We start from the raw sequence: 23,792 nt of genomic DNA on the forward strand, positions 1-23,792 counted from the left end.
GCCCTGCCCTGCCCCGCCGCGCACGGCAAGGTCGCGGGGCGTCGGGCCTTTCCATGAAGACGAAGCGCGGCCAGCTAGATCCGGTCGAGATAGCGCAGCATGATGTCCTGCGCGTGCGGCGTCAGCGTGACGTAGCGGACGCGCGCGTCGCTCTTGCTCTGCCAGCACTGGGCCAGCCCCTCGCGCTCCAGCACCTTGATCCAGCGCAGCGCCGTGGTCTGCGGGACGCAGGATGCGCTCGACAGGTTGGAGATCGGCACGCGCTCGCCGCGCTCCTGCTGGATGAACAGGTGCAGCAGCATGTCCCAGGCCGGTTCCTGGAACAGCCCGTCGGGATGGCCGAACAGGCGCTGGCGCAAGCGGCGCTGCTCGTAGAGCGCGACCGCCCGCTCGGCATAGCTGGGCTGTTCGGGTGCGGCGGGCCGATCCGCGTCGGGATCGGCGGGTTTCGGCTCGGCCGGCACCTCGGCCGCCGCCCCGGAACCGCGTCCGACCGCGACCTGCGCGGTGGTCGGCGGGTCCTGCCACGGGGCATGGTGCGGGTCCGGCCAGCGGACCAGGCGAATGGGATGGGTCACGATAGGTCTCGATTGTTGGTCAAGCCGACCAGTCGGGGTCGGCGCCGGCCGCGCGGCGGCGCTGCTGGTGGCGGACCGTGCCGACCAGCAGCAGGGCGAGCATCGCATAGGCGAGCTGACCGACCGCGACGGCATAGATCCACGGCAGCAGGAACGGGTGATAGGCCTTGGCGAAATGCACCGCGATCGCGATCAGGTGCATCGCCGCCAGCCAGAGCGGCCAGAACCGTGCCGCCCGCACGGCCACCACGACCAGCGGCGCAAGCAGCGCCACGTCGATCGCCAGCACCCGCCAGTGGAGCTGGTCGAAGCCGCGCGGCACGGCCGGCAGCAGCAGCGTGCCCAACCCCGCCACCATCAGCAGCAGCGCGACCACCCGCTCGGGCTGGCCGCCCCGCCACCACGCATAGCCGCACACCAGGATCTGGACGGCGTTGAAGATCAGGATGTGCAGGGCCATGGCGCGGTGGATCGGGGCGACGTGGATCGGGCGAGTCGACTGGCGGCGGTGCGATCAGGCCGCGTCGCGGATCGACACGATGCTGGCGCTGTTCCGACCATAATTGTCGTCGCCCGGCTTCGGCTGCTCGTCGCCATAGGCGACGACATAGCCGACCTGCTGGTTGATCTTGTCCAGCAGGCGATGGCTGGCGACGGCATGGCCACGCGCCTCGCCCATCGCGGTCAGCGCCTGGCAGACCCGGTCGAATACGCCCTGCCCGACCACCGCGGACAGCCGCGCCTCGCTGCGGGCGGCAGGCAGCAGTGCGGCGAGTCGGCCGCCCAGCGCGAAGCTGTCATCGATCGCCTGTTCGAAGGCGCGCAGCGTGTTCGTCAGTTCCTCGGCGGCGGGCATCGCCACGGCGTCGGTCGGAATGGTGTGCAGCATCTGGGTCATTCATGCGTCCGCTCCCCCCTGGGAGCGCCCCCTGTGCGGACTATGTGGGCAGCTGCCAGACTCGTCCGAGTAGCCCGGTCAGCGTTTCGAGCGCGGTCACCAGCGTACCGAACCCCACCACGGAGGCGAGGGCCAGGGCCGGTATCCACAGGAGGCGCTGGCCCATGCTCAGGTCATTGCCCAGCTCCCCCTTGCGCCGGAGCGGCAGGCGGAACCCCGATGCCGCCGCCGACCCGGTCCGGGACGGCGCCGCGGCGACGGGGTCCACCCTGTCCGGCGAGACCGGAAATGCGGGGAAAACGGCGGCTTCCACCACCCCGGCCGATTCCACCCCCGGGATTCCGGGGGGTGGATTTGGGACCGGATTCGAGGGCGGCGCGGCCGGGCCGTCGCCCAGACGCAGCGCGGCCTCGTGTTCGGCCAGGGCGTTGGCGGCGGCGGCGCGGCCGCGCACGCCGATGATCTCCGCCGCTTCGGTCAGGTAACCGTCAACGGTGCCGGGCGCGATGCCGAGTTCGCCCGCGATCTGCTTGGAACTCTTGAGCTGGCGCACCAGTCGCAGACATTCGCGATGGCGCGGGGCAAGCCGCGTGAATCGATCAGCATCCGTAACGGATCAATGGCGGCCAATGCCGGGCAAGCGCAATGCCGCGCGTGCGCCGATGCGTCGAAATCGGCGCGAAAAAGCGGGCTATGTTACTAGTCTGGAACGGGAAGCAGCGGCGGCAAGGGCTGCGTCCGTCGGGGGGACCGGTGCGCACCCGCCCGTCGCCGCGGCAAAGACGGGACCTTGGCGATACCCCGCAGACCGGACGGGCCTCCGCCGGGGTGGCGGAGGATCTTGCCGACCGCCCAGGGCTTCTGCGCGGCTTCCCATCAGCAGACGAGCGATGCGGGAATCGGTCCTCCCGGCTCGTGCGCGCGGTCATGGAAAAGGGGCCGCGACGTCGCCGTCGCAGCCCCTTTTCCGTTCTGAAGCCTGCGTCCGGCGATCAGCCGTCGTAATCGGCGCCCAGATTCTGGTTGCGCGGCGGCGCGGCGGCCGTAAGGCGCAGCGCCTCGGCCGATGCGGCCAGGCTGCCGATCTCGTCCGCCTCGTCCTCGTCGTCGATCCGCACCTTCTGCAGGCTGTTGACGACCGACTCCTCGAGATTGTCGGGACGCACCGTCTCCTCGGCGATCTCGCGCAGCGCGACGACCGGGTTCTTGTCGCGATCGCGGTCGAGCGTCAGCTCCGCGCCGCCCGAAATCTGCCGCGCGCGCTGGGCGGCGAACAGCACCAGATCGAAACGGTTGGGAATCTTGTCGACGCAATCCTCGACGGTGACGCGTGCCATGCCGTGTCCTTCGGAAACCGGAATCAGGAGAAGCGTGAGCGGCTATCCACCGGCCGCCGAAAAGTCAAGGAAAACCCCCAGGCCGGCTCCTGCGCGGAATCGTGACGGTCCCGGATCAATTCCGGATCGACCGGGCGGCTGGTGCGTAGAACAGCATCATGACGCTCGCCATCGTCCCGTCGGCCGCCCCGTTGGCCGATCGCCCGCGCGCCGCCGCCCCACCGCCGGCGCCTCCGGCGGCGCGGCCGGAACAACCGGTCTTCACCGTCGACGGCAACCGCCTGACCCTGCTCGACACCGGCCCGCGCCGCCTCGACGCGCTGGTCGCGCTCATCGACTCGGCGCATACCAGCTTGCGCATCCTCTATTACATCTACGCCGATGACGGCGCGGGGCGGCGGGTGAACGACGCGCTGGTCGCCGCTGCCCGGCGCGGGGTGGCGGTCGCGCTGCTGATCGACGGCTTCGGCAGCGACGACACGCCCGATGCCTTCTTCGCGCCGCTCGGCGAAGCGGGGATCGACCTGTGCCGCTTCGCGCCGCGCTTCGGCCGGCGCTATCTGCTGCGCAACCACCAGAAGCTGGCGCTCGCCGACGCGGAGACGCCGGACCGGGCGCGGATCATCATCGGCGGCTTCAATGTCGAGGACGACTATTTCGGCACCGTCGCCGATCAGGCATGGCGCGACCTCGGCCTGCTGGTCGAGGGACCGGCGGCGGCACGAATGGGCGACTATTTCGACGCGCTGCACCAGGCGACCAAGCATCCCAAGCTGCGCGTCCGACCGCTCAACAAGATCCTGGCGCGCTACAGCGAGACGCAAGGAGCGTTGCGCTGGCTGATCGGCGGGCCGACGCGGAAACTGTCGCCCTGGGCGCGGACGGTGCGCGACGACATGGCGCGCGGGCGGTGCATCGACATGGTCGCCGGCTATTTCCTGCCCAGCCCGCTGCTGCTCCGCCGGATCGAGCGCGCCGGCCGCGACAGCCACCGCGTCCGCGTCGTCACCGCCGCCCGGTCCGACAACAACGCGACCATCGCGGCGGCGCGTTTCTCCTATGCCGGTCTCCTGCGCCGGGGCGTGCGCCTGTACGAATATGCGCCGACCAAGCTGCACACCAAGCTCTATGTCATCGACGACGCCGTCCATATCGGCTCCGCCAATTTCGACATGCGAAGCCTGTTCATCAACCTGGAGCTGATGCTGCGGATCAAGGACCGCGCCTTCGCCGACCATGTCCGCCGCTATGTCGATGGCGAGGTCGCCCAATCGACCGAAGTGACGCTGGACGGCTACAAGGCGGCGACCGGCTGGTGGCAGCGCGCCAAGCAGTTCGGCGCCTATCTGCTGCTCGCGGTGGTCGATCCCAGCGTGTCGCGGGGGCTGAATTTCGGGATCGACGAATGAGGGCGGACGGCGTCATGCCGGTCGGGTGACGAAGACGATGGTTTCACGCGGCGGCGCGAGGGCGCGGAGAGGGTTGCTGGCGCGGCCGCAGGCCCGCGTCATGATCGTTCATGATGTGGCGACGCAGCCGTCAGGATCGAAACGGCCTCCGCACGCTCCGCGCCTCCGCGTCCGTCATCCTGCCGACATTTCGGCCGCGCCATGCCCGATGTGATCGCCCGGCGCGACCTGATGCTGCTGGTCGCGATGGTGGCGGGCGGCTGGACCGTGGGAAAGCTGATCGCCCGCGCGCCGGACGACACGCGGGAAACAGGTGACGATCCGGCGGTGCAAGCCATTCTCACGGACCGGTCCGCTCCCTCCATGGATCCGGCGAGCGCCGATCTGACGATGCAGGTCTTCACCGACTATCGCTGCCCGGCCTGCCGGCGCGCCGATCCGGCGATGCACCGGGCGGTCGCGGCGGATGGCCGGGTCCGGCTGGTCTATCGCGACTGGCCGATCTTCGGCGACGCGTCGCGCCGGGCGGCGCGGGTCGCGCTGGCTTCGGGGTCGCTCTACCCGGCGGTCCACCGCGCACTGATGGCCGAGCGCCGCGCGCTGACCGACGCCGTGCTGGGCGAAACCGTCACGGCGGCCGGCGGCGACGGGGACCGGCTGCTCCGCGACCTGGACGGGCGGGGCGCGGCGATCGACGCCCTGCTCGCCGCCAATGCCCGTGCCGCCGCGACGCTGGGACTGGCGGGGACGCCGGCCTATCTGGTCGGCCCGCTGATCGTCACCGGCGCGATGGACGAGGGCGGCTTCGCCGACACCTTCGCCCAGGCGCGCGTGGCTCAGCAGCAGCGCCCGCCGCCGCTGCCGTAGCGCGCCTGCTGGCGGTCGCGGAAGAAGGCGGCGCGGCTCATCGGCGCGCGCTCCGGATGATGCGCGGCCATGTGCCGGCAATAGGCGTCGTAGTCGGGCATCCCGACCATCAGCCGCGCCATCTGCGCCAGCCGAGCCAGCACCCGCCGCATGGCGCCCGGCACGCTCATTCCGCCGGGACCAGGGCCATGGCCGGCGGCACCTCGGTCACGCTTGGCCGGGGCAGCGCACGGGCGGCGCGGCAGGTCCTGACCGCATAGACCAGGATCGCCGCGACCACCGCCAGGAACAGCGCGCACAGCGCGGCGTCGATCCGGTCGTTCATCACGATCCGCTGCATATCGCCCATGGTCTTGGCGGGGCCGAGCACCTCGCCCCGCGCCGCCGCGTCGGCGAAGCGCCGGGCATGGGCGAGGAAGCCGACCTTGGGATCGGGGTGGAACAGCTTCATCAGGCCGGCGGTGCCCGTGCACAGCAGCAGCCAGCCGGCCGGCGCCATCGTCACCCACGCGAAGCGCTCGCGCTTCATCCGGAACAGCACCACGGTCGCCAGCATCAGCGCCACCGCCGCCAGCATCTGGTTGGAGATGCCGAACAACGGCCACAGCGTGTTCACCCCGCCCAGGGGATCGGTGACGCCCTGATAGAGGAAGAAGCCCCAGGCCGCGACGCACAAGGCGGTCGCGACCAGGCCCGCCGCGCCCTTGCCCTCCCGGAAGCGCGGGCTGGCCAGGCCGATCAGGTCCTGGAGCATGAAGCGGCCGGCGCGGGTGCCGGCATCGACCGCGGTCAGGATGAACAGCGCCTCGAACAGGATGGCGAAATGATACCAGAAGGCCTTCATGCCTGCGCCGCCGACCGCGTGGCTGAAGATTTCCGCCATCGCCACCGCCAGGGTCGGCGCGCCGCCGGTGCGGCTGATGATCGTCGCCTCGCCCACGTCGCGCGCGGTCTGCGCCAGCGTGTCGGGCGTGACGGGGAAGCCCATCGCGGTCACCGCCGCCGCCGCGCTGGCGGGATCGGTGCCGAGCAGCGCGGCGGGCGCGTTCATCGCGAAATAGACGCCGGGGTCGAGGATCGAGGCCGCGACCAGCGCCATGATCGCCACCGCGCTTTCCATCAGCATCGCGCCATATCCGATGAACGGCGCATCCGCCTCGCTGGCGATCAGCTTGGGGGTGGTGCCGCTGGCGATCAGCGCATGGAACCCCGACACCGCGCCGCAGGCGATGGTGATGAACAGGAAGGGAAAGAGCGGCCCCGCCCAGACCGGTCCCGCCCCGGTCGAGGCGAAGGCGGTCAGCGCCGGCATCCGGAGCGGCGGGGCCATCACGACGATGCCGATCGCCAGCGCGGCGATCGCGCCGATCTTGAGGAAGGTCGATAGATAGTCGCGCGGCGCGAGCAGCAGCCAGACCGGCAGCACCGAGGCGACCGCGCCGTAGACGATCAGGATGAAGCAGAGCTGCACCGGCGTGAAGGTGAACATCGGCGCCAGCACGGGATGCAGCGACACCCATTGCCCGGCGAAGATCGCGCCGATCAGCCCGACGAAGCCGAGCAGCGACACCTCGCCGATCGCGCCGGGGCGGACCCAGCGGGTATAGGCGCCCATCAGCATCGCCAGCGGCACCGTCGCCGCCACCGTCACCATGCCCCAGGGGCTTTCGGCCAGCGCGCGCACCACGATCAGCGCCAGCACCGCCAGGATGATGACCATGATCATGAACGCGCCGATGAGCGCGATCGTGCCGGCCACCGCGCCCATCTCCATCCGGATCAGTTCGCCCAGCGACCGGCCGTCGCGGCGCATCGAGATGAACAGCACGGCGAAGTCCTGCACCGCGCCGGCCAGCACCACGCCCGCCAGGATCCACAAGGTGCCGGGCAGATAGCCCATCTGCGCCGCCAGCACCGGCCCGACCAGCGGCCCCGCGCCCGCGATCGCGGCGAAATGGTGGCCGAACAGCACGCGCCGGTCGGTGGCGACATAGTCCAGCCCGTCGGCGCGCCGCACCGCCGGGGTCGCGCGCGCCGGGTCGAGGCCGAACACGCGGCCGGCGATGAATCGGGCATAATAGCGATAGGCGATCAGATACACCGACAGCGCCGCCGCGACGATCCAGAGCGCGTTGATCGGCTCCCCCCGCGCGGAGGCGACCACCGCCAGGCAGGCGGCGCCGACCAGCCCCAGCATGATCCACGGCCAATGCTTGTTCATGCGCGCCCTCCCGATCGCTTGTCGCGTCCGGTCTAGCGGGCCATGACGGACAAGGCGAGGCTTTGTACATGCTGCGCTGGAAAAGCCGAGGATGGAACCGATGACAAAGGGTGTGACCCTGGTGCTGGGCGGCGCTCGATCGGGCAAGAGCCGGCGGGCGCAAGCGCTCGCGGAAGCGGCGACGGCGACGCGGCGCGTCTTCATCGCCACCGCGCAAGGCTTCGACGCGGAGATGCGCGACCGGATAGACCGGCACCGCGCCGATCGCGACGCACGCTGGTCCACGGTGGAGGCGCCGGTCGCGCTGGCCGCGGCGATCACCGCGGCCGACGGACCGGACGCGGTGCTACTGGTCGACTGCCTGACGCTGTGGACCTCCAACCTGCTGCTCGCCGAGCACCCGCTCGACCCGGCGCTGGACGCGCTCTGCGACGCCCTGGCCGCCGCCCGGGGGCGCGTGCTGCTGGTGTCGAACGAGGTGGGCTGGGGGATCGTGCCCGACAATGCGCTGGCGCGCCGGTTCCGCGACCTGGCCGGCATCGTCAACCAGCGCGTCGCCGCCACCGCCGACCGAGTCGAACTGGTCGTCGCGGGCCTGCCCATGGTGCTGAAGTGACCGGAACCACGCCGCTCCGCCTCCGCCCGGTGCGGCCGGAAGACCAGGCCGCCTTGTCTGCCATCCTGATGCCGGTGATCCGCGCGGGCGAGACCTATGCGCTCGACCCGGCGATGACCGAGGCGGCGGCGCTGGCCTATTGGCTGGGGCCGGACAAGACCGGCTTCGTCGCCGAGCGGGACGGGCGCATCCTGGGCAGCTACTATCTGCGCGCCAACCAGGCGGGCGGCGGCGCGCATGTCGCCAATGCCGGCTATATGACTGCGCCGGGCGCCGGCGGACGGGGGGTCGGCCGGGCGATGGCGGAGCATTCGCTGGACCAGGCGCGGGCGATGGGCTTCCGGGCGATGCAGTTCAACTTCGTCGTCGCCAGCAACGAACGCGCGGTGCGGCTGTGGCTGGCGCTGGGCTTCGCGATCGTCGGCACGCTGCCGGGCGCGTTCCGGCGGCCGGACGGGCGGGAGGTCGATGCGCTGGTCATGTTCCGCCGCCTGTAGGGAGTCACGAAACTGTCCGATCCGCTGGCTAACCGCCGCGCGATGATCCGCTTCCTTCCGCGCCTGCCTCTCCTGCTCGCCGCCATCGCGGGCCTGTCCCCGCCCGTCATGGCCGCCTCCGCGCGCCACCATCTGGTGCTCGACCGCGCGGTGGTGCTGATGCGGCACGGCGTGCGCGTGCCGCTGGAGGGCGAGGTGCCTGGCGACACGCGGAGCGCCGCGCCCTGGCCGCGCTGGCCGCTGCCGGAAAGCCAGGTGACGCCGCATGGTGCGCGCGCGATGACGCTGCTCGGCCGGTTCGACCGCCGCCGCTGGGCCAAGGCCGGTCTGTTCCCCGCCACCGGCTGTCCGCGGCCGGGCACGATCCGCATCCACAGCAACACCGCGATCCGCACCGTCCAGAGCGGCGATTCCTTTGCCGCCGGCTTCGCGCCCGGTTGCGGCATCGCGGTGGATCATCTGGGCGCGGACCAGGCCGATCCATTGTTCGAGCCGCTACGCGCCGGCGTCACCGCCTTCGACGCGCGCGCCGCCGTCGCCGCGATCGACCGCTATACCGGCGGCATGGCGGCGCTCGCCGCGCGCCACCGGCCGGCGATCCGCCTGCTCGACCGGGTGCTCGACTGCGGCGACCCGCGCGGCTGCACCGGCGGCGGCGCGCCCGGCCTGCGCCCCTCGGCGGACGGGCGGGGCATCGACCTGTCGGGGCCGATCCGCAGCACATCGGGCATCGCGCAGGTGCTGCTGCTGCAATATGCGCAAGGGATGCCGAAGGCCCAGGTCGGCTGGGGCCGCGCCGACGCCCGGACGATCGCGCGGCTGGGCACGCTTCATGCCGCCCTGTTCGACGTGTTCACCCGCTCCCCCTATATGGCCGCGCATCAGGCGGCGGCGCTGGCCGACCATATGCTCGCCGCGCTGACCCGGACGGACGGCCCCGCGCTCGACCTGCTGGTCGGCCACGACACCAACGTCACCGCATTGGGCGCGGCGCTGGGCGTCGACCTCACCGCGCCTGGCTATGCGCCGAATGACGTCGCCCCCGGCGGCGCGATCCTGCTGGAACGGTATCGCGACCCGCGTTCGGGTGCGCGCTATGTCCGTGCCGCCTATCAGGCGCAGCCGCTGGACGGCTTGCGCGCGCTATCGCCCGAAGTGGCGGTGACGCCGCTGACCGTGAAGGGCTGCGCCACGCTCTGCCCGCTCCCGACCTTCGAACGCCTGCTCCGCGCCCGCCTCGCGCCGCTGGTGGCGCGACCGGCGCAGGGGTCCTAACGTCCTGTGATCGCCGCCACCGCCGCCGCCAGCGCCGCGTCGCGTTGCGCGCTCAGGGCCGCCGGCGTCGTGGCGGCCAGGTCGAAGCGGAGCTCGTGCATCGTCATGCCGGAGCGATAGCCCTCCGGCCACACTGCCGTCTCTTCGAAGCCGCAGCGGCGGAAGAAGGGCGCGACCCGGGGCGAGGTGTCGACGGTGACATAGCGGGTCGGCGGGTCGGCGCGGGTGGCGACGTGCAGCAACCGCTCGAACAGCAGCAGCCGGCCGAGGCCGCAGCCATGCCAGCGTCACGCCGCCATGCCCCAATAGAGCAGCGCCTTGTTGTAATGGTCCCAGACCTCATAGCCGCCGAACGCTGCCGCCGCGCCGTCCACCGCGACGACGAAGGCGGGGCCGTCCGGCGCGTCCAGCGTCTCCGCCAGCCATAGCCGGTCGCCCGCGCCGAAATAGCCGTCTTCATTGCCGTCGAAGATCGCCAGCACCGCGTCGCGATCGGTATCGGCATAGGGGCGGACGGCAAGGTCGGTCATGCGGCGCTCCACACAGCCAGGGTCTCGATCGCATCGCCGCTGTCGCGTGTCCAGCAGTCGGAGCGGCCTTTGCAATTCGCAGTGGCGCGGACCCGATCGATCAGCCGCGTGTCGATCGTCTCGGGCGCGAGGCGGCGCGGCGTGCCGACCAGCTTGGCGTGCGCCTCCTTGATCGTCCAGCGGCGCAGCCACGCGCGGGGCTGGTCTGCGACCGGCAGGTGGCGCAGGTCGCGCGTCTCCCCGGCCGTCAGCATGTCCCAGAGCGGCGGTTGGCCGTCGACCAGCTCGCGATCGACCGCGATCCGGCACCGCGCCGCGCCGATCAGGCAACAGTCGCCGCGCCCCGCCAGGCTGACATGCCAGCCGGGCGGATGGGCCACAAAAGGCGCGCCCGCCGCATCGCGGGCGAGGCGGATGGCGTCGGCCGCGTCGCCGCTGAGCCGGCCGAGCAGCGCGGCGACCAGAGGCTGGCGTCGCCCCCGCCCCGGATCGGCGATGCGCCAGGCCACCGGCGCCGCGCCATCCCAGTCGAGCGCCGCCAACGGCCCGTCATGCCAGATCGGACTCACGCGGCCCCGGTGACGATCCGCGCCGGGCTACCTTCCCAATTGGTGCCGTCGGGTAACGTCTCGCCCTTCATCACCACCGACAGGTCGCCGAGCTGCGCGTCCGCGCCGACCTCCGCGTCGTAGAGGACGATGGCGAGCGAGCCGATCGTCGCGCGGTCGCCGACGGTGATCGCGCCGACCTTCATCACCCGATCCTCGAACAGGTGCGTCTGGAGACCCGCATAGTCGTTGAGCGCGACATCGTCGCCGATCGTCACCAGGTCGTGCTCGGTCAGGTCGGTGGTGTCGATATAGCAGCGCTTGCCGATCGTCGCCCCCATCAACCGCAGGTAGAGGCCGATCCAGGGCGTGCCGCGCAGCGGCTCCAGCAGGTTGGCGACCGCCAGATTCTCATAGGTCGCGGTGACCAGCTCGGTGCGCCAGACAAAGGTGCTCCACAAGGGCGCGGTAGTGGCGGTGTAGCGGCCGACCACCAGCCATTTGAGCGCCAGCACGAACGCCCCGCAAGCCAGGCAGAAGCCGATATAGAGGAAGGGGAAGGCCGTCACGATCACCAGCCCGCCGCGCTCCAGATCGTCCAGGTCGCCGACGATCGACAGCAACAGGCTGAAGAACACCAGGAAGGCGGTCAGCGACAGGGTGGCGCGGATCGCCTCGATCGACAGGCGGGTGGCGATCAGCCCGCGCGAGGGATTGAAGCGCGCGCCCTCGTCGAACATCGTCGCGACCTGGCGCACCGGCAGCTTGAACGCGGGCGATCCGAACCAGGTGCTACCCGCTTCCATGGCCAGCGCCGGGTCCTCGGGCGGCTTGGACAGGACGCCGATCAGCACCTCGTCGCCGATCTGCGCGCCGCTCGGCAACAGCGCCGAATTGCCGATGAAGCTGCGCCGGCCGATCCGGGTATGCGCCAGCTCGATCGTGCCATGGCCGATCTTCGCGGCACCGAAGATGACCGAGTCGGCGATGAAGCTTTCCGGCCCGATCTCCACCAGATCGGGGACGATCGCGCTGGCGGTGGAAATCTCCGCCCGTCGGCCGACCTTCACGCCCAGCGCCCGGTACCAGGGGATGACATAGAGGGTCGCGAAGATCGGGTGCAGCAGCCTGAGCGCCAGGTCGTTGATCTGCTTGACCATCCAATAGCGAACGTAGAACCAGCTGCCCAACCGGTAGATGCCGGGCGACACCCGGCCCAGGATCAGGCGCTTGGCCAGCACGGTCAGCACGCACATCATGACCACATAGGTGACGGCGAGCAGCGGCGAGACCAGCATATAGGCATAGCCGGTCGTCGCCCAGTCGAGCTCGATCAGCGCGATCAGGCCCGGCGCGATCGGCAGGATGGCCAGGATCGGCAGCAGCAGCGCGCCGACCAGCAGCCCCAGCGACGGGCCGAGCCCGCCGGTCCTGCCCGCGACCATGGCCGGCTCGACCGCCGCGGCGAAGCGGGCGGGCGATCCGGTCCAGCGCTCGCGCGCGGGCACCACCATCTCCGCCGGCAGCGCCGACATGTCGTCGAGAATCGCATCCGCCTCCAGCCGGGCGTCGCGGCCGACCACCGCCTGCGACCCCACGAACGCCCGGTCGCCCAGCGTCACCCGGCCGAGCCGCAGCAGCCCGCGCTCGACCGCGCTGGTCGCCATCACTGCCTGGTCGCTCACGATCGCGTCGTCGCCGCAGGCGAACAGGTCGGCTGTGTCGATCACCCCGGTGCCGAGATAGGCGCGCTTGCCGATCCTGGCGCCCAGCATCCGGTAATAGCCCCGGATCATCGGCGTGCCGGCGATATAGGGCGTCGCGGTCACCGCGATGATCCGCCGCACCAGCCACCAGCGGAAGTAATAGCTGCCCCACAAGGGGTAATCGCCCGCCTTGAACCGCCCGACGATCAGCCATTTCGCCGCGATCGACAGGAACATGGAGGCGACCGGCACGATGGTGAAGAACAAGGCGCTGAGGATCAGCGCGTCGATCCGGCTCATCCGCGCCGCCAGATGCGTATAGGCGATATAGGGCGTGAACCATTGCAGGCCCGCCAGCGTGTAGATCGGGATCAGCGCCAGCGTCTGCGCCGCGACGCACAGCCAGCGCTGCCATTCGGGCACGCGGTGGAAGCTGTCCTCCTCCAGCAGCGCGACCGGGGCCGCGCCGCCGATCCGCTGCGCCAGCGCGCGGATGGTGGGGGCGGCATAGACGTCCTCCAGCGACAGGCCTGCCAGCCCCGGCACCTTGCGCGCCGCCGACACCAGCCGCGCCGCCTTCAGCGAATGGCCGCCCAGGTCCTCGAACAGGTCGTCCAGCACCGAGACGGGCTGCGGCGCGAACGCCTCGGCCCAGATGCGGTGGAGCACCTCTTCCATCGGCGTCGCCGGCGGCGCGACCGCGCGGCCGGTGTCGACGGTCACCTCGGGCTTGACCAGCGCCTTGCGGTCGACCTTGCCCGAGGCGGGCAGCGTCGGCAGCGCGGCCATCATCTGATAGGCGGCCGGGCGCATGTAGTTGGGCAACCGCTCGGTCACCCGCGCCTTGACGCCGCCTATGTCGACCGTCTCGCCGCTGCGCGCGACGATGAACGCGGCCAGGAATTCCGCGCCATCGGCATCGTTGAACAGATGCACGACCGCCTGCGCCACGCCCGGCGCCTCGCCGATCACCGCCTCGATCTCGGCGAGCTCGACGCGGAAGCCGCGAATCTTGACCTGCGTGTCGATCCGCCCGACAAAGTCGATGTCGCCTGCCGCGTCCAGCCGGACGAGGTCGCCCGAGCGATAGATCCGCTCCGGCCCGCCCGACACGGTGTCGAACGGCGTCGTGGTGAACTTCTCGGCGGTCAGGTCGGGTCGGTTGACGTACCCGACGCCGACGCCTGGGCCGCCGATCACCAGTTCGCCCTCCTGCCCCGCCGCGACCGGCTGCAGATGGTCGTCCACGATCCAGGCTGTATAGCCGGGCAGGGGCTTGCCGATGGTGATGCGCTGGCCGGGATGCACCTCGGTCCAGGTCGCGGTCACCGACGTCTCGGTCGGGCCATAGGTGTTGAGCAGGCGCAACCCCGGACGCGCCAGCCGGCGCGGCAGGTCGGGCGGACAGGCCTCGCCGCCCATGTTGATCAGGCGCAGGCTTGGCACCGGATGCTCGACCAGCGCGATCAGCGAGGGGACGACATGCCAGATCGTCGTCCCCTCCGCCGCCAGCGCGATCGCCACGTCGGGACCGCTCGACGCCAGCGCCTCCGTCGCGACCAGCAGCGTCGCGCCGACGAAGAAGGCGCTCCACATCGTCTCGACCGACATGTCGAAGGCCAGGCTGAACCCGCCGAACACAATGTCGGCCGGGTCCAGCGCCAGGATCGCGCTTTCGGATCGGACCAGGTGGCAGGCATTGGCATGGGTGATCATCACCCCCTTGGGCCGGCCGGTCGTGCCCGAGGTGTAGATGATATAGGCCAGGTCCTGCGGGTCCGACCCCGTCGCGTCGCGCGGCAGCGGCAGCGGCGGCTCGGCGGCCAGATCGCCCAGCTCGGCGTCGATCGCCAGCGTCCGCCCGCCGATCTCCCCGGCGCGACCCGCGACCGTGATGGTCAGCGCCGCGCCGCTGTCCTCGACGATGAACGCGATGCGATCCTGTGGATAACCCCAGTCGACCGGCACATAGGCGGCGCCCGCGCGCAGGACGCCCAGGATCGCCATATACTGGTCCAGCCCCCGCGGCAGGCACAGCACCACCCGGTCGCCCCGGCCGATTCCCATCGCCCGCAGCCGATGCGCCAACGACAGGCTGCGCCGCGCCAGCATGTCATAGGTCCATGCCGTCACCCGGCCATATTCCTCGTCCGCGCCGATCAGCGTCAGCGCGGTGGCCGGGCCATGGTCGCGGACGGTGGCGTCGAACAGCTCGTGGAGCAGTTCGTCGCGGGCATAGGGCGCGCCGGGGCGCAGTTCCGGCGCGGGGGCGATCGGGGCCTGGATGCTCGGCGGCGCCTGGCGGCCGGGCGGCGTGGCAGGGTCGGTGAGAAGCGGCGTTTCCGCTGGCATCGGCTGAACGGTCCTGTGGATAAGTTGGACGGGCGACGACGGGCCTAGCTGCGCCGGATCAGCGCGCGGGCGAGCCGCCGGTCCTCCAGCGAATAATAGAGCCAGATCCTGCCGCCCTCGACCACCACCGAGGCGGCGAAGGCGATATCGGTCGCACCACGGTCATCGGCCGGCGGCGGCAGGACCAGCGGCTCGATGCCGCGCGCGACAACGCGGGTGTAATGGTCGTCGAACGCCACCCAGCCGATCCGCCAGCGCGCGTCGCGCGTCGCGCCATTGTAGAACATCACCGGCCGCGCCGGATCGTCGGTCAGCAGCGGCCCTGTGGATAAATGCCAGTCGTCCCAGCTATTCTCGCGCGGCATGAACGGGGTGGGCTGTTCGTCCCAGGGTCCCGCCACATCCGCGCCGATCGCCAGACCGATGCGCGACGCATCGTCGGCGGCATATTCGTAGAACAGCCGCCAGCGCCCGTCCGCGGTGCGGTCGACCGTCGCCTCCTTGGTATTGCCCTCCGACTTGGACGAGGCGAGCGCGACGCCGCTCTTCACCAGCCGGTCGAGCGACGGGCCGGCGGCATAGGACAGCTCGCCGTGCGAATGATCGGCCAGCACGCCCGAATAATAGACGATGTACCCGTCCGGCCCGCGCACCACGGTCGGGTCCTCGACCCCGCCGGCATCGTGATCGTCCGGACCCGGCACGATCGCGGGCGCGTCCAGCATGGTGAAGTGGCGGCCGTCGTCGCTCCATCCCGCCCAGATCACGCCGGTATCGGTCAGCGTCTCGCCCGGCTTCACCACCGCGCGCACCATCAGGCCCCAGCGGCCATCGGCCTCGCGCCAGACATAGGGGCTCATCAGGTCGCGCGCCATCAGCGCGGCCGGACCGTCCAGCGTCACCGCCTCGATCCGCTTGACGTTGAAGTCGAGGTCGAAGGGCACGTCGACCACCGCATCCTTGCGATGCGGATCGGCGGTGGATTGGCGCGCGCGCATCCCCGCGCTCATGCGCCCAGGGCCTGCATCAGCGACAGACCGCCATCGATCACGATCCGCGCGCCGGTGATGTAGCGCGCCCGGTCGGACGCCAGGAAGACGGCGAGGTCCGCCACCTCCGCCGGCTGACCGGCCCGGCCGAGCGGGATGTTCTGCTCCAGCGTGCGGCGATAGGCGTCGTCGCGCTCGGCGCGCGCGTTCATCGGCGTCAGGATCATGCCCGGCTCGATCGCGTTGACGCGGATGCCGCGCGGCGCTTCCTCGATCGCCAGCGTCTCGACCAGGTTGGACAGGCCGCCCTTGGCCGCGCAATAATCGGCGCCGCCCGCGCGCACCGCATAGGCATGGATCGAGGAGATGTGCAGGATCGCGGCATCGCCCGGCGCGGTCCCCCGCCCGGTCAGGAACCGGCGCGAGGTCAGGAACGCACCGGTCAGGTCGGTGTCGAGCAGCCGCCGCCACTGCGCCAGCGTCATGTCGCGCACGGTCACGCCTGACATGTTGAGCCCCGCCGAATTGACCAGCACCGCCGCCGGTCCCCAGGCCGCCTCCACCGCCCCAAAGGCCCGGTCGACCGAGGCTTCGTCGTCGACATGCGCCTGCACGGTCATCGCCGTGCCGCCCGCCCTGGTCACCGCCGCCGCCGTCGCGTCGGCCGCCGCCTGGTCCTGGTAGAACAGGATCGCGACCCGCGCCCCCGTTGCGCCGAACGCCTCGGCACAGGCCGCGCCTATCCCCGACTCGGCTCCCGTCACGATCACGGTCCTCTCCGCCACCCTCGCCTCCTTCAACCGTTGAACCCGCGTAACGAATGTTGATCGACATTAGTTCATCGGCACGCCGCCGCCAGGGCCGATTCTTGAACATCGGCCGGCGTCGCCCAAGACGGGAGGCTTGGCGGTCCGCTCCGGCCAGGTCGTGGACAGATGTTCGCCTCGATCGATCAAGTCCTTCATCAGAATACGGAAATCTATGTCCTGCCGGTCTTGTCCGATGCACGTTCCGACATGGGGTTTTTCCGTCAGTCTCGTGACAAATCGCTCATCTTGCGCCCGCCATCTTGCCAGCGATCGGTCGTGCCGCGATGCACAATCTGTCCGATACAAAGTAACATTGAGAGTCGCCGATGCGCGTTTCCCCGCTTTTCCGCCATGTCGCCCCGACGGCCCTTACCGCCGCCATCGCCCTGACCGCGCCGGGCCAGGCCGCCCTGGCGCAGACGCGCGGCGTGCCCAGCCAGGACCCGACCACGGCGGACACGGCGGCCTCGGCAGACATGGCCGCTGGGCAGGGTCCGGCCGGCACCCCGCCGGACATCGTCGTCACCGCCCGACGGCTCGACACGGCGCGCGAGCATATCCAGCCCAGCCTGGGCGCGTCGAACTACGAGATCACCAGCGCCACGATCAAGGCGCTGCCCGGCGGCGAGAACCAGCCGTTCAACCAGATCCTGCTCCAGGCCCCCGGCGTCGTGCAGGATGGTTTCGGCCAGTTCCACGTCCGCGACGACCATAACGGCCTGCAATACCGCATCAACGGCACCATCCTGCCCGAGGGGCTGGCGGTGTTCGGGCAGACGCTGTCGCCGCGCCTGATCGACAAGGTCAACATCCTGACCGGGGCACTGCCGGCGCAATATGGCCTGCGCACCGCCGGGATCATCGACATCACGACCAAAAGCGGCCTGTTCGACACCGGCGGCACCGCCTCGCTCTATGGCGGCAGCCACGACACGATCCAGCCCAGCCTGACCTATGGCGGCTCGACCGGCCGCACCAACTACTTCGTTTCCGGCGATTACCGGCACAGCGGCCTGGGCATCGAGAGCGTCGACGGCCGCTCGAACCCGGTCCATGACCATACCGACCAGTATCAGGCCTTCACCTATGTCGACCATATCCTGGACGCGCAGAACCGCCTGTCCTTCGTCGGCGGCTATTCCAATCAGTGGTTCCAGATCCCCGACCCGGTCGGGCAGCAGCCGGGCGCCGGCTGGAGCGTGAACGGGCAGACGGCATACCCCAGCGACACGCTCGACGAGACGCAGCTCGAGAAGACCGGCTTCGGCCAGATCGCGATCCTCCACGATGCCGAGCCGCTGACCGTGCAGGCCTCGCTGTTCGCGCGCTATTCGTCGCTACGCTACCGGCCCGACATCCTGGGCGAATTGCTGTTCAACGGGCAGGCGCAGCAGGCGTATAAGCAGGATGTCGCGATCGGCGGCCAGGTCGACGCCGTCTACCATCTGGGCACGGCCCATACGCTGCGCAGCGGCCTGCTGGTCACGCGCGACCGGTCGACCAGCGACACCACCACCCACGTCTTCCCCGTCGACGACAGCGGAGCGCAGACAGGCGCGCCGATCGCGATACCCGACCATGGCGGCAAGACCGCGACCAGCTTCAGCGGGTACCTTCAGGACGAATGGAAGCTGCTTCCCAGGCTGACGCTCAACTACGGCGCGCGCTACGACCTCTATAACGGCTATCGACGCGAGGGCCAGGTGTCGCCGCGGGCCAATCTGGTCTGGCAGCCGGGCGACATCTATACGCTCCATGCCGGCTATGCCCGCTATTTCGTGCCGCCCCCCTTCGAGCTGGTCGCCACCACCAGCATCGCCAAGTTCATCGGCACCAGCGCCTATCCCGCGGTCACCACCAACACCGTTCCCTATGCCGAGCGGCAGGATTATTTCGACGCCGGCTTCCAGGCGAGGCTCAGCCGCTATCTCACCTACGGCATCGACGCCTATTACCGCATCTCGAAGAACCTGATCGACGAGGGGCAGTTCGGCGCGCCGATCATCCTGACCCCGTTCAACTACGCCCAGGGCCGGATCGGCGGGATCGAGGCGAATGTCAGCTATGCGCGCGGCGGCCTGCTCGCCTACGCCAATTTCGCCGCGGCCAAAGCCAAGGGGCGCGACATCGTCTCCAGCCAATTCAGCTTCGGCCAGGACGATCTCGATTACATCGCCCGGCGCTTCATCTATCTCGACCATGACCAGAGCTTCACCGGCTCGGCGGGCGTCTCCTATGCCTTTGGCGGGGGCACGAAGCTGGGCGGCAGCATGATCTATGGCTCGGGCCTGCGCCGCGACGACGCGGCCAACAATGTCCCGAACGGCGCCAAGCTGCCGCCCTATGCGCAGTTCAACCTGACCGCGAGCCAGCATCTGGCGGGGCCGAACCTCGACATCCGCTTCGACGTCATCAACGCGCTCGATCACAAATACGAAATCCGCGACGGGACCGGCGTGGGCGTCGGCGCACCGCAATATGGCCCACGGCGCGGGTTCTTCGTCGGTGTGGCCAAGACCTTCTAACCGCTTGCCATTCAAGGCTGAACGGAAGCTGCCAGCCCGGTTCAGCCTCGCCACAGCCGAATCGGCGTAATCGTTCGTCATCGCCCATAGGGAGACGATCGATGTTCAAGACTGTCACGCAAGTCCTCGCGGTTGCCGGCGTGGCGATCGCAGGTGTCTCGGCCACCCCCGCCATGGCGCAGGACTATTATGGCCGCGGCTATTATGATCGCAGCTACGACACGCGGGGCTATGACCGCGGCTATTACGACCGGGGCTATGACGCGCGTGGCTATCGCGACTATCGCGACGACGGCTATCGCCGCGACTGGCGTCGCACCGGCTATGACCGCCGCTGCCGCACCGGCGGCACGACCGGCGGCGTGCTGGGCGCGGTGGTCGGCGGCCTGCTTGGTCGCGAGATCGGGCGCGGCGGCCGCTACAACGCGCCGAGCACGACCGGCCTGATCGTCGGCGCGGGCGTCGGCGCGCTGGCGGGGCGCGAGATCGAGCGCAGCCAGGGCTGCCGTTGAACCGCTGCCAACCGGCCCGTGCGCTTGCCCGCGCGGGCCGGTCAGGCCGATCCGGCCGCCGCCGCGCCGCGCCCGAACGGGCCGACCAGCCGTCGATATTCCGCCTCCGCCCGGCCATAGGAATCGCCCGCGATCTCCTCCAGCCGGGCGCGGTCGCGCACCGTGATCAGACCGCGCGTCCCCCGCACCGCGCCCGTGCCTTCCAGCAGGTGCAGCGTCACGGTCACGCCCGATCGGCGCACGGCGAGCATCACCGACAGAAATTCATGGGTCAGCGTCATTTCGTCGCCCTCGCTGCGGTCATGGCACATCAGCAGCCAGCGGGCGAGCCGTTCGGGCAGCGCATATTGCGCGTTCGACGCCGCTGTCTGCGCGGTCTGTACGATCGTCGACTGGACATAGCGGAGCAGCAGGGTGCGCAACGCGACGCTACGGTCGCAAGCCGCGGCCAGCGCGGCACTGGAGATGCGCAGCGCACTGCCGTCACCCAATTGGATCACCGACCGGAGCGGTGACCGGTCGGCACGGAGGATTGCGGACACTCCGTACAGTCCCTCATAGCCGAACAGCCCGACCTCGATCTCGCTGCCATCCTCCTGCACCGCGATCAGCGATCCGATCCCGCGCTCGATGAAATAGACGTGGTTGACCGGCTGGTCAGGCTCGTCGAGCACCTGTCGCTGGGTTAGCGCCACCCGCTCCAGATCGGGTTGCAGCAAGGCGTAATCCGTCGCCGTCATCCGGCTCAACAGGCCATTACGCGTAAAAGATTGGGCATGGCCAGACATATGTTCTCTCCATCCACCAATATTCCTGACAAAACAAATGTTGCCGAGCAAATATTATCCTGATCCGCATTACGATTATACGACAGTGTGCTTCTTAAAATTCGGCAGTCCTGTTTCAATGTACGTCAGCGAACATTGGATGCAGCGAATATGGAGGAATGCGGAAACATGGATTACCATGGGGTTCAGCAGCGATCCGGCGCGTGATGCCGACTGCCGGGTATCCCTGATTCGTCTTTGGGAGTTCGATCATGCATCCTGCCACCACGCCGCTCCTGTCCTTCACCCGCCGGCTGGAGCGGTTCGCGCCTTTGGAGCCGGGGGATCGTGCGGCGATCCTGACCCTGCCCGCCCAGGAGGAACGGATCGGGCGCGGGCGCCGGCTGGTCGAGGAGGGGCAGGACGATCATCCCTGCCTGTTCCTGCTGTCGGGCTTCGCGCAGCGCCACGGCATCTTGGCGGACGGACAGCGGCAGATCACCGGCCTCTATGTGCCGGGCGACATCATCGGCCTGCGCAGCGAGGCGCTGCCCCGCGCGCATCAGACGGTCGGCGCGCTGGGCCCGGTCGAACTGCTGAAGATTCCGCACAAGGCGTTGACCGGCCTGGCGGATGCGCATCCGGCGATCGCCCGCGCGCTGTGGAACGAGACGCTGGCCGATGCCGCCGCCGCGCAGGACTGGATCATCACGCTGGGCAAGCGCGACGCGCGCGGCCGGGTGTTGGCTTTGCTGGGCGAACTGATGGACCGGTGCCGCCGCGCCGGGCTGGCGATGCGCGACAGCATCGTGCTGCCGCTGACGCAGGAAGAGATCGGCGACGCTACCGGCCTGACCTCCGTCCATGTCAATCGCACGCTGATGGCGCTGCAGGCCGAGGGGGTGATCGAACGCGCCGGTCGCCGCGTCACCCTGCTGCGGCCGCAGACCGCGCCCCGACCTGCGTTGCGCATCGCCATCGGCTGACCGGGGCACGAGCCGCCGCTCGGTGACGGCGACCTGTCCACATCCGTTCCCCATGCCATTTTGTTATTGATAACGACTATCACTCGCCGCTAGGAGGAGCGGGCGAGAACGGCAAGGGAATCGACATCATGTTCGTGGAGCGCGGTCATCCCGCCCCGTCCCCGTCGTCCACGCGCCGCCATCTGCGCCCGATCGTGTGGGCGATGGCCGCGCGATCGGTGACGGCGCTGGTCGGTGGCTATGCCGCCGCCGCCGTGCTCGCGACGCTCGCCGCCCGGCTGCTGCCCGTCGACCGCGTCGAGGCGACCGGCTGGGCGATGATCGCCGCCTTCCTGATCTATGCCGCGATCGGTCTGTGGTGCTTCCACGAGCCCCGGCTGGCGCGGGTCGCCGGCATCGTCTGGGGCGTCGCATTGCTGGGCGGTGCGGCGGCCTGGTGGCTGGGCGTGCGGCCATGAGCGTGTCGCTGCGCCAGAGCATGGCCTGGATCCATGGCTGGCTGGGCCTGCTCGCCGGCTGGCTGCTGTTCGCCATGTTCCTGACCGGCACCGCCAGCTATTTCCGTCCGGAGATCACGCGCTGGATGCAGCCCGAATTGCATCCGCAGCAGGTTTCCACCACGCGCGCGGCCGAAACCGCCATCGCCTATCTTCAACGCACCGGCGCGGACGACCTGCAATGGTATGTCTATCTGCCCGACGCACGCACGCCGCTGACCCGGATCTACCAGGTCCCCAACCCCGCCGCCGCGCCGCGCCAGCGCCGCGACGAGATCCAGCTCGACCCCGCCACCGGCCGGCCGGCGACCGCGCGCGAGACGCGCGGCGGTGAGCAATTCTACCGTTTCCACTTCCAGCTCCAATTGCCGCATCCCTGGGGCCGCTGGCTGGCGGGACTGTGCGCGATGTTCATGCTGGCCACGATCCTGTCGGGCGTCATCACCCACAAGCGCATCTTCGCCGACTTCTTCACGCTGCGCTGGAACAAGGGGCAGCGTAGCTGGCTGGACGCGCACAACGTCTCGGCGGTGCTGGCGCTCCCCTATCATGCCATGATCACCTATACCGGGCTGATCACGCTGGTGACGATGTACATGCCCTGGCCGATCCTGGCCAATTACAAGCAGCCCGCCGATTTCGCTCAGATCGCCTTCGGCCTGCCCGCCGAGCGCCCGGCCACCGGCACGGCCGCGCCGCTCGTCGCGATCGCCCCGCTCGTCGCCGATGCCGGCCGCCGGCTGGGGGGCCCCGTGGCGCGGATCATCGTCCACCATCCCAACGACCAGGCCGCCACCATCAGCGTCGCACGGCGCAGCGGCACCTCGATCGACGCGCACTCCCCCACCGTCACCTATGACGGCGCGACCGGGCGCCTGCTCGAACAATCGGGGGCGGGCGGCGCCGCACTCGCCACGGCGGGGGTGATGCTGGGGCTGCATATCGCGCAATTCGCCGGGCCGGCCTTGCGCTGGGCCTATTTCGCCATGGGACTGACCGGCGTGGCGATGGTCGGCACCGGCCTGCTGCTCTGGACCGCCAAGCGGCGACGGCCGGGCGCCGCGGCCTTTTTCGGACTGCGGCTGGTCGAGCGGCTGAACATCGCGGTGATCGTCGGCCTGCCCATCGGCATGGCCGCCTATCTGCTCGCCAACCGGCTGATCCCGGCGATGCAGCCCGGCCGCGCCGATGCGGAGGTGGCGACCATGTTCTGGGCCTGGGGCCTCGTCGCACTGGCGCAACTGCTCCGCCCCGCGCGCCGGGCTTGGCGCGAGGGGTTCACGCTGGCCGCGCTCGCCTTCGCCGCCATTCCCATCGCCGATGCGCTGACCACGACGCGGGGACTGCCGGGATCGCTGCGGCAGGGCGACTCGCTGTTCGCCGCCTTCGACGTGGCGATGCTGGTGATCGCCGCGCTGTTCGCCTTCGCCGCCTGGCGCGCCGGCCGCGCCCCCGCGCCCCGGAGCCGCCGCGCCGCGCGCGCCGAACGCCTTTCGGAGACCGTCCATGCTTGAATCCGTGCTGACCTGCCTGATCGGCTGGCTGCTGCTCGCCGCCGCCTCGTTCCGCATCCGCCGCGACCTGGGCCTGACCGCGGGCGAGGCGCGCTGGCTCCGCGTCGCGGGCGTCGTGGTGCTGACCGCGACCCTGTGGCGGTGCGGCGCGCCGATCAGCGGCGAACGCTGGGTTCGCTTCCTGGGCGCGGCGGGCGTTTCCGGGGTCGCAACGGTACTGATCCTGTCCGCCGCGCCCCGGCCCCGGCTGCGCCGCCGCTGATCCGGTCCGGATCACGGACATCGCGCGCAACACCGCTAGGCGGCACGGGCAAGCCACTGTAAAGCGGTCGCCGACCACCCGTATACGGCCCCATGCC

Annotated in this window: 23 protein-coding genes and 2 pseudogenes; 11 read left to right on the forward strand and 14 right to left on the reverse strand. The window is 70.2% G+C overall.

Translation table 11 applies throughout. The features are described from left to right. Positions 1-74 precede the first annotated feature (74 nt). The 5 genes and pseudogenes from GGQ96_RS18860 to rpoZ all read right to left on the reverse strand — a co-directional run bounded on the left by GGQ96_RS18860 (position 75) and on the right by rpoZ (position 2,813). Positions 75-578 (reverse strand): MarR family winged helix-turn-helix transcriptional regulator, encoded by a 504-nt coding sequence (locus tag GGQ96_RS18860; protein ID WP_184116929.1) that lies wholly within the window; start codon positions 576-578, stop codon positions 75-77. A gap of 19 nt (positions 579-597) precedes the next feature. Next, positions 598-1,038, reverse strand: a complete 441-nt coding sequence (locus GGQ96_RS18865; RefSeq protein WP_184116930.1) for a hypothetical protein — start codon at positions 1,036-1,038, stop codon at positions 598-600. Positions 1,039-1,092: 54 nt separating this feature from the next. Continuing rightward, the gene (locus GGQ96_RS18870) at positions 1,093-1,476 is read right to left on the reverse strand and encodes a hypothetical protein (RefSeq protein WP_246360728.1); all 384 of its coding nucleotides are present in this window, start codon (positions 1,474-1,476) and stop codon (positions 1,093-1,095) included. Positions 1,477-1,516: 40 nt separating this feature from the next. Continuing rightward, positions 1,517-2,050, reverse strand: a pseudogene (locus GGQ96_RS18875) (LuxR C-terminal-related transcriptional regulator); the annotation flags it as partial. A 418-nt stretch (positions 2,051-2,468) separates the two neighbouring features. Continuing rightward, complete coding sequence (gene rpoZ / locus GGQ96_RS18880; RefSeq protein WP_184116931.1) at positions 2,469-2,813, reverse strand: DNA-directed RNA polymerase subunit omega; 345 nt, start codon at positions 2,811-2,813, stop codon at positions 2,469-2,471. Between the two features lie 158 nt (positions 2,814-2,971). Here rpoZ and GGQ96_RS18885 point away from each other — a divergent pair, with 158 nt between their 5' ends. Next, positions 2,972-4,222: a phospholipase D-like domain-containing protein gene (locus GGQ96_RS18885; protein WP_184116932.1), complete on the forward strand. Its 1,251-nt coding sequence runs from the start codon at positions 2,972-2,974 to the stop codon at positions 4,220-4,222. Between the two features lie 201 nt (positions 4,223-4,423). Then, complete coding sequence (locus tag GGQ96_RS18890) at positions 4,424-5,089, forward strand: DsbA family protein (RefSeq protein WP_184116933.1); 666 nt, start codon at positions 4,424-4,426, stop codon at positions 5,087-5,089. Here GGQ96_RS18890 and GGQ96_RS18895 read toward each other — a convergent pair. Both GGQ96_RS18895 and GGQ96_RS18900 read right to left on the reverse strand, forming a co-directional pair. After that, positions 5,059-5,241 (reverse strand): YbdD/YjiX family protein, encoded by a 183-nt coding sequence (locus tag GGQ96_RS18895; protein WP_184116958.1) that lies wholly within the window; start codon positions 5,239-5,241, stop codon positions 5,059-5,061. The two genes, GGQ96_RS18890 and GGQ96_RS18895, sit on opposite strands and share 31 nt — an antisense overlap. 14 nt (positions 5,242-5,255) lie before the next feature. Then, positions 5,256-7,310 carry a carbon starvation CstA family protein gene (locus GGQ96_RS18900; RefSeq protein WP_184116934.1) on the reverse strand — a complete coding sequence of 685 codons (2,055 nt, stop codon included), beginning with the start codon at positions 7,308-7,310 and terminating at the stop codon, positions 5,256-5,258. A 100-nt stretch (positions 7,311-7,410) separates the two neighbouring features. Here GGQ96_RS18900 and cobU point away from each other — a divergent pair, with 100 nt between their 5' ends. Genes cobU through GGQ96_RS18915 form a run of 3 tightly spaced genes read left to right on the forward strand, consistent with a single transcriptional unit; the run spans position 7,411 to position 9,698 of the window. Further along, complete coding sequence (gene cobU / locus GGQ96_RS18905) at positions 7,411-7,926, forward strand: bifunctional adenosylcobinamide kinase/adenosylcobinamide-phosphate guanylyltransferase (RefSeq protein WP_184116935.1); 516 nt, start codon at positions 7,411-7,413, stop codon at positions 7,924-7,926. Next, positions 7,923-8,423: a GNAT family N-acetyltransferase gene (locus GGQ96_RS18910; RefSeq protein ID WP_343059130.1), complete on the forward strand. Its 501-nt coding sequence runs from the start codon at positions 7,923-7,925 to the stop codon at positions 8,421-8,423. Before cobU ends, GGQ96_RS18910 begins: the two co-directional genes overlap by 4 nt. Before the next feature lie 42 nt (positions 8,424-8,465). After that, positions 8,466-9,698, forward strand: a complete 1,233-nt coding sequence (locus GGQ96_RS18915; protein ID WP_184116936.1) for a histidine-type phosphatase — start codon at positions 8,466-8,468, stop codon at positions 9,696-9,698. On the opposite strand, the pseudogene GGQ96_RS21545 reads toward GGQ96_RS18915, so the two are convergent. The 6 genes and pseudogenes from GGQ96_RS21545 to GGQ96_RS18940 form a co-directional block, all read right to left on the reverse strand. Beyond that, positions 9,695-9,970, reverse strand: a pseudogene (locus GGQ96_RS21545) (GNAT family N-acetyltransferase); the annotation flags it as partial. The gene GGQ96_RS18915 and the pseudogene GGQ96_RS21545 sit on opposite strands and share 4 nt — an antisense overlap. 15 nt (positions 9,971-9,985) lie before the next feature. Next, the gene (locus GGQ96_RS21550; RefSeq protein WP_246360730.1) at positions 9,986-10,228 is read right to left on the reverse strand and encodes a hypothetical protein; all 243 of its coding nucleotides are present in this window, start codon (positions 10,226-10,228) and stop codon (positions 9,986-9,988) included. Next, the gene (locus tag GGQ96_RS18925) at positions 10,225-10,797 is read right to left on the reverse strand and encodes a 4'-phosphopantetheinyl transferase superfamily protein (protein ID WP_184116937.1); all 573 of its coding nucleotides are present in this window, start codon (positions 10,795-10,797) and stop codon (positions 10,225-10,227) included. Before GGQ96_RS18925 ends, GGQ96_RS21550 begins: the two co-directional genes overlap by 4 nt. After that, positions 10,794-14,834, reverse strand: a complete 4,041-nt coding sequence (locus tag GGQ96_RS18930) for a Pls/PosA family non-ribosomal peptide synthetase (protein ID WP_184116938.1) — start codon at positions 14,832-14,834, stop codon at positions 10,794-10,796. The genes GGQ96_RS18925 and GGQ96_RS18930 overlap by 4 nt, the downstream gene beginning before the upstream one ends. 44 nt (positions 14,835-14,878) lie before the next feature. Beyond that, positions 14,879-15,832: a glycoside hydrolase family protein gene (locus GGQ96_RS18935; protein ID WP_184116939.1), complete on the reverse strand. Its 954-nt coding sequence runs from the start codon at positions 15,830-15,832 to the stop codon at positions 14,879-14,881. A gap of 8 nt (positions 15,833-15,840) precedes the next feature. Beyond that, on the reverse strand, positions 15,841-16,608 hold the full coding sequence (locus GGQ96_RS18940) for an SDR family NAD(P)-dependent oxidoreductase (protein WP_343059132.1): 768 nt from the start codon (positions 16,606-16,608) through the stop codon (positions 15,841-15,843). A 350-nt stretch (positions 16,609-16,958) separates the two neighbouring features. Between GGQ96_RS18940 and GGQ96_RS18945 the strand changes: the two genes are divergently transcribed. Both GGQ96_RS18945 and GGQ96_RS18950 read left to right on the forward strand, forming a co-directional pair. Then, positions 16,959-19,157: a TonB-dependent receptor gene (locus tag GGQ96_RS18945; RefSeq protein WP_246360731.1), complete on the forward strand. Its 2,199-nt coding sequence runs from the start codon at positions 16,959-16,961 to the stop codon at positions 19,155-19,157. A 101-nt stretch (positions 19,158-19,258) separates the two neighbouring features. After that, positions 19,259-19,669, forward strand: coding sequence for a glycine zipper 2TM domain-containing protein (locus tag GGQ96_RS18950; protein WP_184116940.1), 411 nt, complete (start codon positions 19,259-19,261; stop codon positions 19,667-19,669). Positions 19,670-19,710: 41 nt separating this feature from the next. On the opposite strand, the gene GGQ96_RS18955 is transcribed toward GGQ96_RS18950, so the two are convergent. Then, on the reverse strand, positions 19,711-20,457 hold the full coding sequence (locus GGQ96_RS18955) for a Crp/Fnr family transcriptional regulator (protein ID WP_184116941.1): 747 nt from the start codon (positions 20,455-20,457) through the stop codon (positions 19,711-19,713). Between the two features lie 251 nt (positions 20,458-20,708). Here GGQ96_RS18955 and GGQ96_RS18960 point away from each other — a divergent pair, with 251 nt between their 5' ends. From GGQ96_RS18960 to GGQ96_RS18975, 4 genes are all read left to right on the forward strand, one after another. Beyond that, a complete protein-coding gene (locus GGQ96_RS18960; protein WP_184116942.1) occupies positions 20,709-21,422 on the forward strand; it encodes a Crp/Fnr family transcriptional regulator in 714 nt (237 codons plus the stop codon). A gap of 128 nt (positions 21,423-21,550) precedes the next feature. Then, a complete protein-coding gene (locus GGQ96_RS18965) occupies positions 21,551-21,880 on the forward strand; it encodes a hypothetical protein (protein ID WP_184116943.1) in 330 nt (109 codons plus the stop codon). Beyond that, positions 21,877-23,433, forward strand: a complete 1,557-nt coding sequence (locus tag GGQ96_RS18970; protein WP_184116944.1) for a PepSY-associated TM helix domain-containing protein — start codon at positions 21,877-21,879, stop codon at positions 23,431-23,433. Before GGQ96_RS18965 ends, GGQ96_RS18970 begins: the two co-directional genes overlap by 4 nt. After that, entirely contained in the window at positions 23,426-23,695 is a 270-nt protein-coding gene (locus tag GGQ96_RS18975) for a hypothetical protein (RefSeq protein WP_184116945.1), read from the forward strand. The genes GGQ96_RS18970 and GGQ96_RS18975 overlap by 8 nt, the downstream gene beginning before the upstream one ends. The last annotated feature ends 97 nt before the right edge of the window (positions 23,696-23,792 follow it).

Source organism: Sphingomonas abaci (genome assembly GCF_014199625.1).
Lineage (GTDB): Bacteria > Pseudomonadota > Alphaproteobacteria > Sphingomonadales > Sphingomonadaceae > Sphingomonas > Sphingomonas abaci.

Coding starts and splice junctions, on each gene's coding strand:
- GGQ96_RS18885 (WP_184116932.1), top strand. CDS start 2,972: ATGACGCTCGCCATCGTCCCGTCGGCCGCCCCGTTGGCCGATCGCCCG.
- GGQ96_RS18900 (WP_184116934.1), bottom strand. CDS start 7,310: ATGAACAAGCATTGGCCGTGGATCATGCTGGGGCTGGTCGGCGCCGCC.
- GGQ96_RS18970 (WP_184116944.1), top strand. CDS start 21,877: ATGAGCGTGTCGCTGCGCCAGAGCATGGCCTGGATCCATGGCTGGCTG.
- GGQ96_RS18955 (WP_184116941.1), bottom strand. CDS start 20,457: ATGTCTGGCCATGCCCAATCTTTTACGCGTAATGGCCTGTTGAGCCGG.
- GGQ96_RS18965 (WP_184116943.1), top strand. CDS start 21,551: ATGTTCGTGGAGCGCGGTCATCCCGCCCCGTCCCCGTCGTCCACGCGC.
- GGQ96_RS18930 (WP_184116938.1), bottom strand. CDS start 14,834: ATGCCAGCGGAAACGCCGCTTCTCACCGACCCTGCCACGCCGCCCGGC.
- GGQ96_RS18890 (WP_184116933.1), top strand. CDS start 4,424: ATGCCCGATGTGATCGCCCGGCGCGACCTGATGCTGCTGGTCGCGATG.
- rpoZ (WP_184116931.1), bottom strand. CDS start 2,813: ATGGCACGCGTCACCGTCGAGGATTGCGTCGACAAGATTCCCAACCGT.
- GGQ96_RS18950 (WP_184116940.1), top strand. CDS start 19,259: ATGTTCAAGACTGTCACGCAAGTCCTCGCGGTTGCCGGCGTGGCGATC.
- GGQ96_RS18975 (WP_184116945.1), top strand. CDS start 23,426: ATGCTTGAATCCGTGCTGACCTGCCTGATCGGCTGGCTGCTGCTCGCC.
- GGQ96_RS18895 (WP_184116958.1), bottom strand. CDS start 5,241: ATGCGGCGGGTGCTGGCTCGGCTGGCGCAGATGGCGCGGCTGATGGTC.
- GGQ96_RS18915 (WP_184116936.1), top strand. CDS start 8,466: ATGATCCGCTTCCTTCCGCGCCTGCCTCTCCTGCTCGCCGCCATCGCG.
- GGQ96_RS18870 (WP_246360728.1), bottom strand. CDS start 1,476: ATGACCCAGATGCTGCACACCATTCCGACCGACGCCGTGGCGATGCCC.
- GGQ96_RS18960 (WP_184116942.1), top strand. CDS start 20,709: ATGCATCCTGCCACCACGCCGCTCCTGTCCTTCACCCGCCGGCTGGAG.
- GGQ96_RS18945 (WP_246360731.1), top strand. CDS start 16,959: ATGCGCGTTTCCCCGCTTTTCCGCCATGTCGCCCCGACGGCCCTTACC.
- GGQ96_RS21550 (WP_246360730.1), bottom strand. CDS start 10,228: ATGACCGACCTTGCCGTCCGCCCCTATGCCGATACCGATCGCGACGCG.
- GGQ96_RS18935 (WP_184116939.1), bottom strand. CDS start 15,832: ATGCGCGCGCGCCAATCCACCGCCGATCCGCATCGCAAGGATGCGGTG.
- GGQ96_RS18865 (WP_184116930.1), bottom strand. CDS start 1,038: ATGGCCCTGCACATCCTGATCTTCAACGCCGTCCAGATCCTGGTGTGC.
- cobU (WP_184116935.1), top strand. CDS start 7,411: ATGACAAAGGGTGTGACCCTGGTGCTGGGCGGCGCTCGATCGGGCAAG.